This is a genomic window from Sphingopyxis chilensis (assembly GCF_035930445.1).
Lineage (GTDB): Bacteria > Pseudomonadota > Alphaproteobacteria > Sphingomonadales > Sphingomonadaceae > Sphingopyxis > Sphingopyxis chilensis.
This window is the reverse complement of record NZ_CP142394.1, coordinates 2,185,364-2,200,665: the sequence shown is the minus strand read 5'-3', so window position 1 is coordinate 2,200,665 and position 15,302 is coordinate 2,185,364. Positions and strand designations below refer to the sequence as shown.

The following is a 15,302-nucleotide window of genomic DNA, read 5'->3' as shown; positions in this document are numbered from 1 at the left end:
TCTGTCGTGTCGGGCGCCGCGCGGGCGGGCAACCTCTCTTGGTCCTGCTAGATATATAGCAAGGCGCGCCTAATGGTTCCATCCCCGCGCAAAATTCCTATGCAGCGGTTGCACTAACGTCACCCTGCCGATAACAGGCGGGCGCCTTTCTCCATCGGCCAGTTTCCGGCCGCCAGCAGGACGATTTTCATGACCGCCATCATCGACATCCACGGCCGCGAAATCCTCGACAGCCGCGGCAATCCGACCGTCGAAGTCGATGTCCTTCTGGAAGACGGCAGCTTCGGCCGCGCGGCGGTGCCCTCGGGCGCCTCGACCGGCGCGCACGAAGCGGTCGAACTGCGCGATGGCGACAAGGGCCGCTATCTTGGCAAGGGCGTGACGAAAGCCGTGGCGGCGGTCAACGGCGACATCGCCGAGGCGCTGATCGGCCTTGATGCCGAGGACCAGCGCGAACTCGACATGACGATGATCGACCTCGACGGCACCGCGAACAAGAGCCGCCTCGGCGCCAACGCGATCCTCGGCGTCAGCCTCGCCGCCGCAAAAGCGGCAGCGGACGCGCGCGGTCTGCCGCTCTATCGCTATGTCGGCGGCGTGTCCGCGCGCACGCTTCCCGTGCCGATGATGAACATCATCAACGGCGGCGAACATGCCGACAATCCGATCGACGTGCAGGAATTCATGATCATGCCCGTCGGCGCCGGCAGCATCGCCGAAGCGGTGCGCTGGGGCAGCGAAATCTTTCACACGCTGAAGAAGGGCCTGTCGGCGAAGGGCCTTGCCACCGCGGTCGGCGACGAGGGCGGTTTCGCCCCGAACCTCGCTTCGACCCGCGCCGCATTGGATTTCATCGCCGCGTCGGTCGATCAGGCCGGCTTCAAGCTCGGCACCGACGTCGTGCTCGCGCTCGATTGCGCCGCGACCGAGTTTTTCAAGAACGGCAAATATGAGATCAGCGGCGAGGGGCTTTCGCTGAGCCCCGAGCAGATGGCCGAATATCTTGCCGCGCTCGTCAAGGATTACCCGATCAAGTCGATCGAGGACGGGATGGGCGAGGACGACTTTACGGGCTGGAAGGCGCTTACCGACCTCGTCGGCGACAAGTGCCAGCTCGTCGGCGACGACCTGTTCGTCACCAACCCGCTGCGCCTCGAGCAGGGGATCAAGGACGGTCTCGCCAACTCGCTGCTCGTCAAGGTCAACCAGATCGGCACGCTCAGTGAAACGCTCGACGCGGTCGATATGGCGCACCGCGCGCGCTATACGGCAGTGATGTCGCACCGCTCGGGCGAGACCGAGGATTCGACGATCGCCGACCTCGCGGTCGCGACCAACTGCGGCCAGATCAAGACCGGCAGCCTCGCGCGTTCGGACCGGCTGGCGAAGTACAACCAGCTGATCCGCATCGAGGAAGAGCTGGGCGACATGGCGCGCTATCCGGGCGCGTCGATTTTCGGCTGATCGCAAAGCTGAGGAAAACTGCGTGCTGACGGCTTGACGCCACGAATCAACTCTGATTCAAGGGCCGGAATGACGCAGCGCCACAAATTCCGCAAATCGATGAGCCGGGCCACCGGCCCGGCCATTGCGGTGATGGTCGTGCTGGCGATGATCGGCTACATCATCTTCGGTCCGACCGGGCTTTATGCCTGGGGCGATTACGGCCAGTCGGTCGAAAAGAAGCGCGTCATATTGAGCGAGCTGACGAGGAAGCAGAACGAGCTTCAGAACCGCGTCAACCTGCTCGACCGGCGGCGCGTCGACCCCGACCTCGCCGAGGAATATGTGCGCGAGAAACTGGGCGCCTATCACCCCGACGAGGTGATCATTCCGATGGAACCCGAAGCGAAGCGCTGAGGCTCTTTTCGGCGGCTTAGCCGCGTTTGTGCTGCATACGTAGGTTGGTGCCGTCCCCTGCCATGGTGGGCGTTGCCAAGTGCGGCGCCGCTCTCCTATAGGGAGCCTTGCCGTAACGGCTAAATGCAAAGGAACCCGTCTTGGCCAAAGCACCTGCGCGCACCTCCCCCGCGCCGAAAAAGACCGCCTCCACCCCGGCCCCCGCGACCAATCGCGAGATGCCCCGCGACCCCGCGCCCTATGACGCGACGCCGGAGGAACTCGAGAAATTCTACCGCGAAATGCTGCTGATCCGCCGCTTCGAGGAAAAGGCGGGGCAGCTCTACGGTCTCGGACTGATCGGCGGTTTCTGCCACCTCTACATCGGCCAGGAAGCCGTTGCGGTCGGCTTGCAGTCGGCGCTCGACGGCGACAAGGACAGCGTGATCACGGGCTACCGCGACCACGGCCATATGCTCGCCTATGGCATCGATCCCAAGGTGATCATGGCTGAGCTCACGGGACGCCAGGCCGGCATCTCGAAGGGCAAGGGCGGCTCGATGCACATGTTCAGCGTCGAGCATAAATTCTATGGCGGCCACGGTATCGTCGGCGCGCAGGTGTCGCTCGGCACCGGCCTTGCCTTCGCGCACAAATATCGCGGCGATGGCGGGGTGGCGATGGCCTATTTCGGCGATGGCGCTGCGAACCAGGGCCAGGTCTATGAAAGCTTCAACATGGCCGAGCTGTGGAAGCTGCCGATCATCTTCGTGATCGAGAACAACCAGTATGCGATGGGCACCTCGGTCAACCGCGCGTCGGCCGAGGACCAGCTCTATCGTCGCGGCGAAAGCTTCCGCATCCCCGGCATGCAGGTCGACGGCATGGACGTGCTCGCGGTGCGCGGCGCGGCCGAAGCGGCGCTCGAATGGGTGCGCGCGGGCAAGGGCCCCGTGCTCATGGAGCTCAAGACCTATCGCTATCGCGGTCACTCGATGTCCGACCCCGCCAAATATCGCAGCCGCGAGGAAGTGCAGGCGGTGCGCGACAAGTCGGACGCGATCGAGCACCTCAAGAAATTGATGACCGACGCCGGTGTCAGCGAGGACAAGATCAAGGATATCGACAAGGAGATTCGCCAGGTCGTTGCGGAATCGGCGGACTTCGCCGAAAGCGCGCCCGAACCCGAACTTTCCGAACTTTATACCGACGTGCTGGTGGAGCAATATTGAGATGGCCATCGAATTGAAGATGCCGGCGCTGTCGCCGACGATGGAAGAGGGCACGCTCGCCAAGTGGCTCGTCAAGGAAGGCGACACGGTGAAGTCGGGCGACATCCTCGCGGAGATCGAGACCGACAAGGCGACGATGGAATTCGAAGCGATCGACGAAGGCACGATCGGCCAGATTCTGGTCGCCGAGGGCACCGACAATGTGAAGGTCGGCACCGTGATCGCGACGATCGCGGGCGAGGGCGAAGCGGCTGCCGCTCCGGCGCCCGCGCCTGCTGCCGCGCCCGAGCCCAAGGTTGAAGCCCCGGCTCCCGCATCCGCTCCGGCTGCGGCGGCGGAAAAGCCCGCAGCTACCGAGCGCGCCTCGGATCCCGCGATCCCCGAAGGCACCGCGATGGTGAAACTCACCGTCCGCGAAGCGCTGCGCGACGCGATGGCCGAGGAAATGCGCGCCGACGACCGCGTCTTCGTGATGGGCGAGGAAGTCGCCGAATATCAGGGCGCGTACAAGGTCACGCAGGGGCTGCTCCAGGAATTCGGCGCGAGCCGTGTCGTCGATACCCCGATCACCGAATATGGCTTCGCCGGGCTCGGCGCGGGGGCGGCGATGGGCGGCCTCAAGCCCATCATCGAGTTCATGACCTTCAACTTCGCGATGCAGGCAATCGACCACATCATCAACTCGGCGGCGAAGACCAATTATATGTCGGGCGGCCAGATGCGCTGTCCGATCGTCTTCCGCGGCCCCAACGGCGCCGCGGCCCGCGTCGGCGCGCAGCACAGCCAGAACTACGGACCGTGGTACGCCAGCGTCCCCGGCCTGATCGTGATCGCGCCCTATGACGCCGCCGATGCCAAGGGGCTGATGAAGGCGGCGATCCGCACCGAGGATCCCGTCGTCTTCCTCGAAAACGAACTGCTCTACGGTCGCAGCTTCGAGGTTCCAGACGTCGAGGATTTCGTCCTGCCGATCGGCAAGGCGCGGATCATGCGTCAGGGCAGCGACGTCACCATCGTCAGCTATTCGATCGGCGTCGGTCTCGCGCTCGAAGCCGCCGACCAGCTCGCTGGCGAGGGGATTGATGCCGAGGTGATCGACCTGCGCACGCTGCGTCCGCTCGATACCGCCACGGTGCTCGCCAGCCTCAAGAAGACGAACCATCTCGTCGTCGTCGAGGAAGGCTGGCCGACCTGCTCTATCGCCAGCGAACTCGCGATGGTCGCGATGGAGCATGGCTTCGACGATCTCGACGCGCCCGTCATGCGCGTGTGCAACGAGGACGTGCCGCTGCCCTATGCGAACAATCTCGAAAAGGCCGCGCTCGTCGACACGCCGCGCGTCGTGAAGGCGGTCAAGGCGGTCCTCAATCGCGCCTGACGATCCGGAGACGGCGTTCTACCCCGACATGCGCGATCCGCGCGTCATGGTCGCCGTGCCGCACCCGCGGCGCGCGGCCATTGCGGCGCTGTGGGCGCTCGCCGCGCGGCTGACGAAGCTGCTCATCGACGCGCGTGAACCGCTGATCGGCCAGATCAAACTCGCCTGGTGGCGCGACATGATGGCGATGCTCGCGAATGACCCCGCCGCACTGCCCAAGGGCGAGCCTTTGCTTGCCGAGCTTCAGACGAGCTGGGCGGGGCAGGGGGGGCTCGCCGCGCTCGTCGATGCTGCCGAAGCGATGTTGCTGGCCGAGAGCGATGCCGAGCGGCACACTGCGGCCGAAAGCTTCGGCACGCACCTCTTCGCGCTTTCCGGCGGTACGGAGGCGGGCGCTCGCCGCTGGGGCCTTCTTTGGGGTGCCGGCATCGTCGAGGCCGAAACGGACGCGCGGCGCCTTTTGGACGAGGCCAAAAATTGCGCGGCGCCGGCACCGCGCCACTTCGGCGGCAACCGCGCGCTGCTGATGCTCGATCGCTGGGCCGGATCGATCGCGCGCCACGATGGCAAGCGGGATTTGCGCGGCGAAGGGCTTCTCCTCCTGCGCATCGGGCTTTTCGGCCGCTGATCACTAAAAATGCGGCGGGGGTGGAAATGACGTCGCCGACCATCTATCTTGGGCAGAACAAATAGGGTCGCAGGGGACATCTGCATGTTCAACGGGCTGGTCGCCTATCTCGATTCGATCAAGGCACGCGATCCGGCGCCGCGGTCGCGCTGGGAAATTCTCCTCTATCCGGGCCTGCTCGCGGTGGGCCTGCACCGCATCGCGCACTGGTTGTTCGAGGCGCGGCTGTTTTTCCTCGCGCGTTTCGTCAATCACCTCTCGCGCTTCCTGACCGCGATCGATATCCATCCGGGTGCGACGATCGGTCGACATCTGTTCATCGACCATGGTTTCGGCGTCGTGATCGGCGAGACTGCCGAGATCGGCGATAATGTCTCGATCTATCAGGGCGTGACGCTCGGCGGCACCGATCCCGCCAATGGCATCGGTGGCAAGCGCCACCCGACGCTCGCCGACGATGTCATCGTCGGTTCGGGCGCGCAGATCCTCGGCCCCGTCACCGTCAGCGCGCGTGCGCGCGTCGGCGCCAATGCGGTGGTGACGAAGGATGTGCCCGAGGGCGCGGTGATGGTCGGCATCCCGGCGCGCTCGACTTTGCTCGACGCGACCGAATATGCGCGCGAATTCGTGCCCTATGGCACGCCATGCAGCGAAACCTTCGACCCCGCGACGCAAAAGGTCGAACTGCTGCAATGCCAGCTCGACCTGATGCAGAAGCAGCTCAAGGCGCTGCTCGAAGATCGCCACATTGCAGAGGATGAAGCGCCGCGGCGCAAGGGGAGCCGGAATCGCGCCTGATGGGGACGGTGACGCCCCTGCCGTTCCATAATCGGACGGTACCGCTTCAGACCGGCTTCGAGCGTCCCGAGCTCATGCGCATCCTCGACCTTTACGGCCGCATGGTCGCTGCCGGGCATTGGCGCGACTATGCGATGGATTTCCACCGTGACGCCGCGATCTTTTCGGCTTTTCGCCGCGCCGCCGAGCGCCCCGAATATCGCATCGAAAAACGCCCCGCCTTGCGGAGCCGGCAGGGCATGTGGGCCCTTGTCTCCGAAGCGGGGGCGATATTGAAACGCGGCGACGAGCTGGCCAATGTGCTCGCGCCCGTCGAACGCAAGCTGATGAAGCTGGTCGGGGACTGACGCCGACGACCCGGAACGGTGAGTGTGGATCAGGTCTTTTTTCCTGGCCTGACCCACACCCGTTCCTCCGCCCGCAGGGGAGCTCTTGATCAGGCCGCCGCGAGGCGCCTGAGCCTTTTGTCGTCGCCCAGCAGCACTGTCGGGCTGCCGTGCGCCTTGCGGCGTTCGACCCAGTCGCGCAGCAATTCGGCGCAGCTGTGGTCGAGCCCCGACAGCTGGCCGCAGTCGATCGTCACCGGCTTGTCGCGCGGGATCGCGCCCAGCGTGTCTTCCAGCTTGGGAAGCTGGACAAAGGTCGCCGCGCCCGACAGGCGAACGCGCGCGCCTTCCGCATTGTCCGAATGATCCACCTTGAGCCGCAGGCGGCGCACATGGGGGATGAGTTCGACGAGCGAGAAGAGGATGCCGACGATCACGCCGGTGAGCAGGTCGACCGCCACCACGAGCACCAGCGTCGTCGCCCAGATCACCACCGGCAGCACGCCATGGTGCTTGAGCAGTTCGCGCGCATGGTCGAGCTTGACCAGCCGCCAGCCGGTCACGACGAGCACCGCGCCCAGCGTCGCCATTGGCATGGCGCGCATCACCGACGGCAGCAGCGCGACGAACGCGAGGATCCAGACGCCGTGCAGGATCGTCGAGCGGCGCGACACCGCACCGGCCTGGACGTTGGCCGAGCTGCGGACGATGACGCCCGTCATCGGCAGCGCGCCCGCGCCGCCGCACAGCATGTTGCCGACACCTTGCGCGCGCAGTTCCTTGTTGAAGTCGCTGCGCGGACCGTCGTGCATCTTGTCGACCGCCGCTGCCGACAGCAGCGTCTCGGCGCTGGCGATGAAGGCGACCGCGACGGCGGCGGCGATGATTTCGGGCGTCAGCCAGCCGGCGAAGGACGCCGGCGGGGTGATCGCGGCGAGGATCGAATCCGGCACCTCGACGCGCGCGACATTCATGTTCAGCACCAGCGATACGACCGTGCCCGCGACGACACCCAGCAGGGCGCCGGGAACGAGGCGCAGCGATTCGGGGCGCCATTTTTCCCATGCGATCATGACGCCGATCGTGATGCCGGCGATCAGCAGCGCGAGCTCGGCGCCGCCGGGGCTGGCGGGATCGAGCCCGAGCAGGCGTCCCGGCATGGCGGCGATATTTTCAAGCCCGCTGGCCAGCGGTTTGGCGTCGAACAGGACGTGGAACTGGCCGATAACGATCAGCACGCCGATGCCCGCGAGCATCCCGTGCACGACGGCGGGCGAAATCGCGCGGAACCAGCCGCCCAGTTTCATCACGCCGGCAATCAGCTGGACCGCCCCCGCGATGAGCAGGATGGGGCCGAGTGCCTCGACCCCTTGCGTACGGATCAATTCGAAAACGATCACCGCAAGGCCGGCGGCAGGGCCGCTGACCTGGAGCGGCGATCCGGCGATCGCACCGACGACGATTCCGCCGATAATGCCCGTTATCAGGCCTTTTTCGGGCGGGAGGCCGGATGCGACGGCGATGCCCATGCACAGCGGCATCGCGACGAGAAACACGACGATCGACGCCGCGAAATCGCGCGAAAAGCCGCTGGCCGAGCTGGCGGGGAGAGCCTGGCTTGCCATGATCAGGCGGCCTTCGCCTGACCTGCGTGCATCGCAAGGCGCTGGCCCGCTGCAAGCGCCACGGGCAACGGATCCTCGTCGCGGATCGGCACGAACTGGCCGCTGGCGCCATCAAGCCCCATCACCGCGCCGAGGTGGATGTCCACAAACCAGCCGTGCAGCGAAATCTCGCCGCGCGCGATGCCGGCGGCGACCGACGGGTGGGTGCGCAGGTGGGCGAGTTGGACGACGATATTTTCCAGGCTTGCGGCGCGGACAAGGCCCGCGTCGTCAAGGTCGGAATAGCCGGTTCGCACGACATGCTCGGCGGCGTGGCTGTGGCGCAGCCAGGCCGCGACATTGGGCATGCCTTCGGTCATGTGCGGGTTCATCAGCGCCTTCATCGCGCCGCAGTCCGAATGGCCGCAGACGATGATGTCGCGCACGCCGAGCGCGGCGACGGCATATTCGACCGTCGACGACACGCCGCCGTTCTGCGTCGCAAAGGGCGGGACGATGTTGCCGGCGTTACGGCAGACGAACAGGTCGCCGGGTTCGGCCTGCATGATATGTTCGGGCACGATGCGGCTGTCGGCGCAGGAGATCATCAGCGCCTTGGGGCTCTGGCCGTCGGCGACGAGCTTGGCGAACAGGTCGTTGCGGCTGGGGAAGACGCGCTTTTCGAAATCGAACACGCGTCCGATAAGATCGTTCATGAAACCACTCCTTGCTGGTTGGTTTCACGCACATGGCGATCGAACTTTGCTGCGGTGCAGCGTTAATGTAACGAAATGTTTCTCAGGCGGCGGGAAGACGCAGGCGTGCGGCCAAACCGCCGAGATGGCTCTGGCCAAGCTCGAGCGAGCCGCCGTGCATCCGCGCGATGCGTTCGACGATTGACAGGCCGAGCCCGAAACCGCCGGTGTCGCGCGTCCGAGCGCTGTCGAGCCGGGCAAAGGGCTGGACGGCTTCTTCGCGCAGATGTTCGGGAATGCCGGGGCCGTCGTCGGCCACTTCTATTTCGATCGTCCGGCCGCCGCTACGCAGCCGCACCTCGATTTCGTCCCCGAAGCGCAGTGCATTGCCGAGCAGGTTGAGGAGCGCGCGCTTGATCGCGATACCGTGCACCGACAGCACCAGATGGTCGGGCCCGGCATAGCGGACGCGATGTCCCCGGTCGCTCGCCTCGTCGGCGGCGGTCGCGCACAGGACCGCGATGTCGGTCGGCGCCACGGGCTCGGTCGGATTGTCGATGTCGCCCGAAAGATAAGCGAGCAGCGAGTCGATCATCCGCTCCATCTCGCCGATATCCTGCTCCATCGCCGCTTCGACGGCCGGGTCCGCGATGCTGTCGGCGCGCAGCCTGAGCCGGGCGAGCGGGGTGCGAAAATCGTGCCCCACCGCCGCGAGCGCCTGCGTCCGGTCGGCGATCATCGCCGTGATGCGGTGCTGCATGTCGTTGAAGGCGCCGATGACGCTCCGCACCTCGGCCGGGCCGCGCATCGGGACATCGACGAAATCGCGCTGGCCGATCGTTTCGGCCGCGCGCTGGAGGTCGCGGAGCGGGCGCAGCGTGTGCCGGATCAACAGGCTGGCAAGCAGCACGAGCGCGACGGCCGGGACCAGCGTCTGGAGCGTTCGGCCGAGCGTCAGGTCGAGTTGGCGGATATGGTCGCGCGCGCTGAAACTGACCCAGCTGCCGTCATTCAGCCGGATCGCGCCCGATATCGTGCTGTGGAGCCCCGGCGACTGGAGATAGAGGCGCAGGTCGCGTTCCTGTATATCGGGTTCCCAGGCAAGGATCTGGCGCGTGATCTGGTTCAGTTTCGGCGACACCGGCGGCGGATTGACCAGCCGGTCCTGCCAGACGAGATGATAGCGCGTCGTCGTGAGTTCCGACGCCACCGTATCGCGCTCGGATCGCGGCGCTTCCTCGATCAGCTTGCCCGACAGGACGAGATGCTCGGCAAGCCGCCGCGCCTTGTCGCCGTTGATCGAAAACTGGCTCGCGCGCTCATAGAGAAAGATGCTTGCGGCGCTTTCGAGCAGCACCGCGGCGAACAGGATCGCGACGATCTGCCCGAACAGGCCGAAGCCCCGCTTTTCGAACAGGCTCAAAGCCGCTCCACCGGGACGTTCAGCATATAGCCGATGCCGCGAACGGTCACGATCGGCGCGGGCTGTCCGGGGCTCGACAATTTGCGTCGCAGGCGGCTGATCAGAACGTCGATGCTGCGGTCCGAACTGTCGCCGAGGCGGGTGCGCGACAGTTCGATCAATCGCTCGCGCGCGATCACGCGCTGGGCGTTGTCGCACAGGCTGACCAGCAGGTCGAATTCGGCGCCCGTCAGTTCGACCGCGGCGCCGCCGGGCGAGGTCAGCTGGCGCCGCGGCAGGTCGGCGGTCCAGCCGTCGAAGCGGATCTGGCCGCGCTCGCGGTCCGCCTGCGGCCGCTCGATCGCGTGGCGCCGCAGCACCGCGCGGACGCGCGCGACCAGTTCGCGGACGCCGAAGGGTTTGGCGAGATAGTCGTCGGCGCCGAGTTCGAGGCCGACGATCCGGTCGGTCTCGGTCCCTTTCGCAGACAGGAAGATGATCGGGACGTCGCTCGTCCGCCGCACTTCGCGGCAGATGTCGATTCCCGACGTGCCGGGCAGCATGATGTCGAGCAGCAGCAGGTCGGCGGGGGCCGCGCGCAGCGCGTCCCACATCTGCGGCGCGGTGCCAGCGGTGCGGACGATATAACCATGTTCCTGCAGCGCGCGCGCGGTCAGGGTTCGGATCGGAGGATCATCCTCCACCATCAATATGTTCGGCGGTGTCATTGCTTCACCTGGGAGAGGGGCTTCAAATTCCTTGGCCCGGACCCGCCCGTCCGTGCCGGTTTGCGAAAGTGCAGCGACGCCTTGCCGTTCGGGCCTGGCGAATACGCGGTCCACAGGATGCACGGCCCTGCGGATCCGCGCCTCTCTTATCGTGCCTCACCGTTCAGGCAAGGGGGCGAATCGTTTCCCCGCGCCCGGCGCCCGGCGCGGGCGCAACGAAAAGGGGCCCCGACCATCCGGCCGGGGCCCCCGAAAACCGGCTTCCAGGTAAGGAAACCGGCGTGCCGTTCGGATCGCCTATCCGTGTGCGGCCGCACCCGCCGTGCGAAGGGTCGCCGGCAACTGGTTCGCCAGATGGTCGGGCAGCAGGCCGACGACCACCGCGCGCGCGTTCTGCCAGAAGGCCGAAAGCAGCAGCAGCGCCGACCCGATCACGAATGCCGTCAGCGCGACATTCAGCTCGACCGCGCCAAAGGTGCGGAACAGCTCGGTCAGCGCGAAGAGCACATAGGCGAGGGCGGAGACGAGCAGCGCGCGGCGGTCGATCGCCAGCGCGATCAGGCCGAAGAGAATATAGACGCCGATCACCAGAACCGCTGCACCGCTGCCGATATTGCCCCCGTCGGTAACGCCGAGCAGATGGAAGATCGGGTGCGCGATCATCGGCGCCGCGAGCAGGTGGAGCCAGAAGGCGACGTCGCTGCGGCGCGTCTGGCGCACGCGGTCGCTGCGGTCCCACCACATGGCGAGCGTGAAGACGCCGATCCCGGCGATCAGCACCAGCACCATCGGCAGCGTGCCGTCGGGGCTGGGCATTCCGGTGATCGCGAGCACGAGCGCCACCGCGGTCGCGGCGAGCGCGGCGGTCCCGGCGGCGACGGTGATCGGCACCATGAAGCGCTTCCAGTGCGCCCAGGCCGCTCCGGCGGTGACCATCGCCATCGCGCCGATCAGGATCGCGCCGACGGTTTCGCTGGGACTGTGCCCGAAAATATCCTCGCCATGACGGACGAGGAAGCCCACCATCGTCGCGAAGACACCGCCGGCAAAGGCGAGGACGAGAACGATGCTGGGGAGTGCCATGCGGCGTTTGCGGGTGAAATATTCGGCGAGGAACCACGCTGACGCGGCGACGAAGGCGCCACCGAGCGCAGTATGGATCGACGCGCCGATCCAGCCCACCGCGACGAGCAGGATGACAGCCGCGATGCTGACGAAAATATCGTTGAAGCCGGTGATGAGGCGGAATGATTCCTCATCCGCTCCGGGGGCGGCGCGCACCGATGCGATATGCGAGCGGAATGCCAATGCGGCCTCCGGCGTCAATACCTTTGCATCGACCGCAGCTTGCAGGTCGCTTTCACTATACATCGGGGTCGTCCTTCTGTCCGATCCCCTTGCCCCAAGGCGCTTCTAGCAGAACTGTATTAGTGTCGCAACACAATAAATCAGGCAAAGATCTGCGCCGAGGTCAGCCGCTCTTTCTGCGCGGCGGTAATCCGCTTCACCAGCAGATAGGCAAGCGGGTAAAGGACGAGGCCGGTGGCGGTGGAAGCTGCATCGATTTCCAGCGCCGTCCGGACCTCTTCGGGCGTGTCGGCACGCAGGCTCAACCGGAAGGAAATGTTGCCGGCGATGCTCATGACCAGCCAGGCGGCCCACCACGCGCGGAGCAGCCAGTTGCCTTCGTCGATGGAATTGGCGTCGCGGCCATGGCTGGCGTTGTAGATCTGCCGCATCGCGCCATAGGGTTTGAACAGGTTGGCGATCGGTACGAACAGCCATCCCACCGCCCAGCCCGGGCTATAATCGAAGCCCACGGTTTGGGCGGCGACGATGTTCGCTGCGGCGCGGTAAATCCACAGGCTGAAGACGACATAGGTCGCGATCAGCAACAGCATGTAGCTGAGGATGACCAGGCCATAAAGCATCTCGGCCTGTGTCAGTTGTTCGCTTTCGAGGCTTATGATGCCATTGCGTTCGGCGATCTGGCCGGCGAGCGTCGCAACGCTCACCAACAGTCCGCCGATCAGCATCACCTCGACGATCCTCGCCCGCCGCTGAAGCAGGTCGATCCCGTCACCGAGGCTCATCTCCGCCATATATCAATCCCCCGCACGGGACGCGCCGCTCCGGCGCCCCATGCGGAAAGACGTATAAGCGTCAGCCCAGCGCCATCAATGCCTTCATGACATTCATCGACTGCTCGCTGCCCGATTGCGGGACGGTTTCGCCATTGCGGTCGATGATCTTCTCCCACGCCGCGGCGACGCCTTCGGGCGTGCGTTCGCCTTCGGGCAGCGCGACGCCGGGGGTCATGGTGACATAGGCGGCGTGGAACGCGCCCGCGCCCGCGCCGACGATCATGTTGGTCGGCGCATCCTCGCTGACGAGATAAAGCGCGGCCGGGACGACGTTCTCGGGCGTGAATTTCTCGAACAGTTCGGCAGGGAAGATGTCCTCGGTCATCCGCGTGCCCGCGACCGGCGCGATCGTGTTGCAGCGGATATTATATTTCGCGCCTTCGAGGTGGAGCGTCTTGGTCAGCCCCGCGAGGCCCAGCTTCGCCGCGCCGTAATTGGCCTGGCCGAAATTGCCGTAAAGGCCCGTCGACGAAGCGGTCATCAGGATGCGGCCATAGGCCTGCTCGCGCATCGTTTCCCAGCACGCCTTGGTGACATTGGCGCTGCCCGACACATGAACCTTCAGCACCAGGTCGAAATCGGCGGGCTCCATCTTGGCGAAGCTCTTGTCGCGCAGGATGCCGGCGTTGTTGATCAGGACATGGACGCCGCCCCATTCTTCCTTCGCGCGTGCGACCATCTCGACCATCTGCTCATATTCGGTGACGCTGCCGCCGTTCGAGATCGCGGTGCCGCCCTCGCTACGGATTTCCTCGACGACCTGAAGCGCGGCATCCGAATGACCCGTCCCGTCGCGCGAACCGCCGAGATCGTTGACCACCACTTTCGCGCCGCGCCGCGCAAGTTCCAGCGCATAGGCGCGGCCCAGGCCGCCGCCGGCGCCTGTGACAATGGCAACGCGGCCGTCAAATTTGATCGTCATGATGGTCTCCCGGAATAGGCTGAAAAGTTGCCAATAAAAACGCGACCGTCCTTAGCTGTTCATCACGGACAGGCAAGGGGGATGCGCGCCACGGAAAAACATCGTTTGCAACCAAATTGTCATGTCAGTGACGCTGGATTGTCATATATCAGCAATAATAGCGCCATCGGACAGTCACCTTTTCGCAATGGAGCTTTCGTTCATGCGCCACGCCCTTGTCGCCGCCCTGTTGGCGACGTCGATGTTCAGCCTGCCGGCGACGGCGCATGCCCAGGCGATGAGCGCCGAGGAGGCGGCCGCGTTGCGCGCCGAGCTGGCGGCGCTTCGCGCCAAGGTCGAAACGCTCGAAACGCGCCTCGACCAGACATCGCCTCCGCCCGTCGCGACATCGGCTCCGGCACCGGCTTCGACGCCCGCCCCCCAAGCTTCGGCGACGCAGATCAAATGGAAGGGCGCGCCCGAGATCAAGACCGCCGACGGCTGGAGCTTCAAGCCGCGCGGGCGGGTCCAGGTCGATGCCGTGCACGTCGGCGCACCGGGCGCGATCGCCGACCCCGCGCTCGGCTTTTCTAGCGAATTGCGCCGCATCCGCATGGGCTTCGGCGGGACGATCCCCGGCGGCTTCGGTTATAAGGTCGAGGCCGATTTCGCCGAAAGCGATGTCGTGCTGCTCGACGCGTTCATGACTTATCAGGACGGGCCGCTGAAGCTGACCGTGGGGCAGCACAACACCTTCCAGGGGCTCGAGGAATTGTCGAGCAGCAACGACACCAGCTTCATCGAGCGCGCCGCCTTTACCGACGCCTTCAACTTCATCCGGCGTGCGGGTGTTTCGGCCGAATATTCGACCGGCGCGCTGCTGTTGCAGGGCGGCGTCTTCACCGACAATTTCACCGCGCTCGATAGCGGGAACGACGGGTATAGCTTTGACGGCCGCATCGTCTACGCGCCCAAGGCGGGCAAGACCCAGCTGCACTTCGGCGGCTCGGCGCACTGGCGCAAGCTCGGCGATACCGTGCCCACGGTGCGTTACCGCCAGCGGCCGCTGGTCCACAGCGCCGACATTCGCTTCATCGCTACCCCCAATATGGACGCCGAGGCGGAAACCGGCTTCGGCGCCGAGGCGGCGTTCATCCGCGGGCGCCTGCACGGCGCGGCGGAAGCCTTCTGGCAGTCGGTCGATCGTCCGGGCCTGGCAGATCCGCAATTCTTCGGCGGTTCGGTGGAGGCCGGGCTGTTCCTGACCGACGACACGCGCGCCTACAAGGACGGCATGTTCAAGGAAATCCACGTCAAGAACCCGGTCAGCGACGGCGGGATGGGTGCGTGGCAGATCAACCTGCGCTACGACCATCTCGACCTCAACGACGCGGGTATCGTCGGCGGGCAGCAGGACGGCTATATGGCGTCGCTGATCTGGACGCCGATCGATTATGTGCGTTTCATGGTCAATTATGCACGGCTGCAATATCACGATGCGGTCATCCCCGCCGGCGGCGACCGCGATTATGGCGTCGACAGCGTCGGCGCGCGCGCGCAGATCGTGTTCTGAAGAGGTCGGTTTGGGGTGGAAGCGGACGGTCGCTCACCCCACTTCGTCATCCCG

At 65.6% G+C, this 15,302-nt stretch carries 15 protein-coding genes; 8 read left to right on the top strand and 7 right to left on the bottom strand.

Annotation, left to right across the window (positions count from 1 at the left end; all coding sequences use genetic code 11):
- Positions 1-189: 189 nt before the first annotated feature.
- The 7 genes from eno to VSX79_RS10025 all read left to right on the top strand — a co-directional run bounded on the left by eno (position 190) and on the right by VSX79_RS10025 (position 6,222).
- The gene (eno, locus tag VSX79_RS10055) at positions 190-1,464 is read left to right on the top strand and encodes a phosphopyruvate hydratase (protein WP_326913277.1); all 1,275 of its coding nucleotides are present in this window, start codon (positions 190-192) and stop codon (positions 1,462-1,464) included.
- 69 nt (positions 1,465-1,533) lie between these two features.
- Positions 1,534-1,860, top strand: a complete 327-nt coding sequence (locus VSX79_RS10050; protein ID WP_179495788.1) for an FtsB family cell division protein — start codon at positions 1,534-1,536, stop codon at positions 1,858-1,860.
- A gap of 140 nt (positions 1,861-2,000) precedes the next feature.
- Positions 2,001-3,071: a pyruvate dehydrogenase (acetyl-transferring) E1 component subunit alpha gene (pdhA, locus tag VSX79_RS10045; RefSeq protein WP_179495789.1), complete on the top strand. Its 1,071-nt coding sequence runs from the start codon at positions 2,001-2,003 to the stop codon at positions 3,069-3,071.
- Position 3,072: 1 nt separating this feature from the next.
- A complete protein-coding gene (locus tag VSX79_RS10040) occupies positions 3,073-4,449 on the top strand; it encodes a pyruvate dehydrogenase complex E1 component subunit beta (RefSeq protein WP_326913276.1) in 1,377 nt (458 codons plus the stop codon).
- 28 nt (positions 4,450-4,477) lie between these two features.
- Positions 4,478-5,077: a hypothetical protein gene (locus VSX79_RS10035; protein ID WP_326913275.1), complete on the top strand. Its 600-nt coding sequence runs from the start codon at positions 4,478-4,480 to the stop codon at positions 5,075-5,077.
- A gap of 84 nt (positions 5,078-5,161) precedes the next feature.
- On the top strand, positions 5,162-5,875 hold the full coding sequence (gene epsC / locus VSX79_RS10030) for a serine O-acetyltransferase EpsC (RefSeq protein ID WP_326913274.1): 714 nt from the start codon (positions 5,162-5,164) through the stop codon (positions 5,873-5,875).
- Positions 5,875-6,222 carry a DUF2794 domain-containing protein gene (locus tag VSX79_RS10025; RefSeq protein WP_179495792.1) on the top strand — a complete coding sequence of 116 codons (348 nt, stop codon included), beginning with the start codon at positions 5,875-5,877 and terminating at the stop codon, positions 6,220-6,222. Before epsC ends, VSX79_RS10025 begins: the two co-directional genes overlap by 1 nt.
- Before the next feature lie 89 nt (positions 6,223-6,311).
- On the opposite strand, the gene VSX79_RS10020 is transcribed toward VSX79_RS10025, so the two are convergent.
- The 7 genes from VSX79_RS10020 to VSX79_RS09990 form a co-directional block, all read right to left on the bottom strand.
- The gene (locus VSX79_RS10020) at positions 6,312-7,826 is read right to left on the bottom strand and encodes a SulP family inorganic anion transporter (protein WP_179495793.1); all 1,515 of its coding nucleotides are present in this window, start codon (positions 7,824-7,826) and stop codon (positions 6,312-6,314) included.
- 2 nt (positions 7,827-7,828) lie between these two features.
- Positions 7,829-8,521 carry a carbonic anhydrase gene (locus VSX79_RS10015; RefSeq protein WP_179495795.1) on the bottom strand — a complete coding sequence of 231 codons (693 nt, stop codon included), beginning with the start codon at positions 8,519-8,521 and terminating at the stop codon, positions 7,829-7,831.
- An 82-nt stretch (positions 8,522-8,603) separates the two neighbouring features.
- Complete coding sequence (locus VSX79_RS10010) at positions 8,604-9,923, bottom strand: ATP-binding protein (protein ID WP_179495797.1); 1,320 nt, start codon at positions 9,921-9,923, stop codon at positions 8,604-8,606.
- Positions 9,920-10,630: a response regulator gene (locus tag VSX79_RS10005; protein ID WP_179495799.1), complete on the bottom strand. Its 711-nt coding sequence runs from the start codon at positions 10,628-10,630 to the stop codon at positions 9,920-9,922. The genes VSX79_RS10010 and VSX79_RS10005 overlap by 4 nt, the downstream gene beginning before the upstream one ends.
- A 297-nt stretch (positions 10,631-10,927) precedes the next feature.
- A complete protein-coding gene (locus tag VSX79_RS10000) occupies positions 10,928-12,001 on the bottom strand; it encodes a hypothetical protein (protein ID WP_179495801.1) in 1,074 nt (357 codons plus the stop codon).
- A gap of 77 nt (positions 12,002-12,078) precedes the next feature.
- A complete protein-coding gene (locus VSX79_RS09995; protein WP_179495803.1) occupies positions 12,079-12,732 on the bottom strand; it encodes a DUF4328 domain-containing protein in 654 nt (217 codons plus the stop codon).
- 61 nt (positions 12,733-12,793) lie between these two features.
- Positions 12,794-13,696 carry an SDR family oxidoreductase gene (locus tag VSX79_RS09990; RefSeq protein WP_179495805.1) on the bottom strand — a complete coding sequence of 301 codons (903 nt, stop codon included), beginning with the start codon at positions 13,694-13,696 and terminating at the stop codon, positions 12,794-12,796.
- Between the two features lie 202 nt (positions 13,697-13,898).
- Between VSX79_RS09990 and VSX79_RS09985 the strand changes: the two genes are divergently transcribed.
- Complete coding sequence (locus tag VSX79_RS09985; RefSeq protein WP_326913273.1) at positions 13,899-15,248, top strand: OprO/OprP family phosphate-selective porin; 1,350 nt, start codon at positions 13,899-13,901, stop codon at positions 15,246-15,248.
- The last annotated feature ends 54 nt before the right edge of the window (positions 15,249-15,302 follow it).

What these genes read in the sequence shown, in the direction of transcription:
- epsC (WP_326913274.1), top strand. Translation starts at nt 5,162, where the DNA reads ATGTTCAACGGGCTGGTCGCCTATCTCGATTCGATCAAGGCACGCGAT.
- VSX79_RS09985 (WP_326913273.1), top strand. Translation starts at nt 13,899, where the DNA reads ATGCGCCACGCCCTTGTCGCCGCCCTGTTGGCGACGTCGATGTTCAGC.
- VSX79_RS10040 (WP_326913276.1), top strand. Translation starts at nt 3,073, where the DNA reads ATGGCCATCGAATTGAAGATGCCGGCGCTGTCGCCGACGATGGAAGAG.
- eno (WP_326913277.1), top strand. Translation starts at nt 190, where the DNA reads ATGACCGCCATCATCGACATCCACGGCCGCGAAATCCTCGACAGCCGC.
- VSX79_RS10005 (WP_179495799.1), bottom strand. Translation starts at nt 10,630, where the DNA reads ATGACACCGCCGAACATATTGATGGTGGAGGATGATCCTCCGATCCGA.
- VSX79_RS10015 (WP_179495795.1), bottom strand. Translation starts at nt 8,521, where the DNA reads ATGAACGATCTTATCGGACGCGTGTTCGATTTCGAAAAGCGCGTCTTC.
- VSX79_RS10025 (WP_179495792.1), top strand. Translation starts at nt 5,875, where the DNA reads ATGGGGACGGTGACGCCCCTGCCGTTCCATAATCGGACGGTACCGCTT.
- VSX79_RS10035 (WP_326913275.1), top strand. Translation starts at nt 4,478, where the DNA reads ATGCGCGATCCGCGCGTCATGGTCGCCGTGCCGCACCCGCGGCGCGCG.
- VSX79_RS10000 (WP_179495801.1), bottom strand. Translation starts at nt 12,001, where the DNA reads ATGTATAGTGAAAGCGACCTGCAAGCTGCGGTCGATGCAAAGGTATTG.
- VSX79_RS10020 (WP_179495793.1), bottom strand. Translation starts at nt 7,826, where the DNA reads ATGGCAAGCCAGGCTCTCCCCGCCAGCTCGGCCAGCGGCTTTTCGCGC.
- VSX79_RS09990 (WP_179495805.1), bottom strand. Translation starts at nt 13,696, where the DNA reads ATGACGATCAAATTTGACGGCCGCGTTGCCATTGTCACAGGCGCCGGC.
- VSX79_RS09995 (WP_179495803.1), bottom strand. Translation starts at nt 12,732, where the DNA reads ATGGCGGAGATGAGCCTCGGTGACGGGATCGACCTGCTTCAGCGGCGG.
- VSX79_RS10050 (WP_179495788.1), top strand. Translation starts at nt 1,534, where the DNA reads ATGACGCAGCGCCACAAATTCCGCAAATCGATGAGCCGGGCCACCGGC.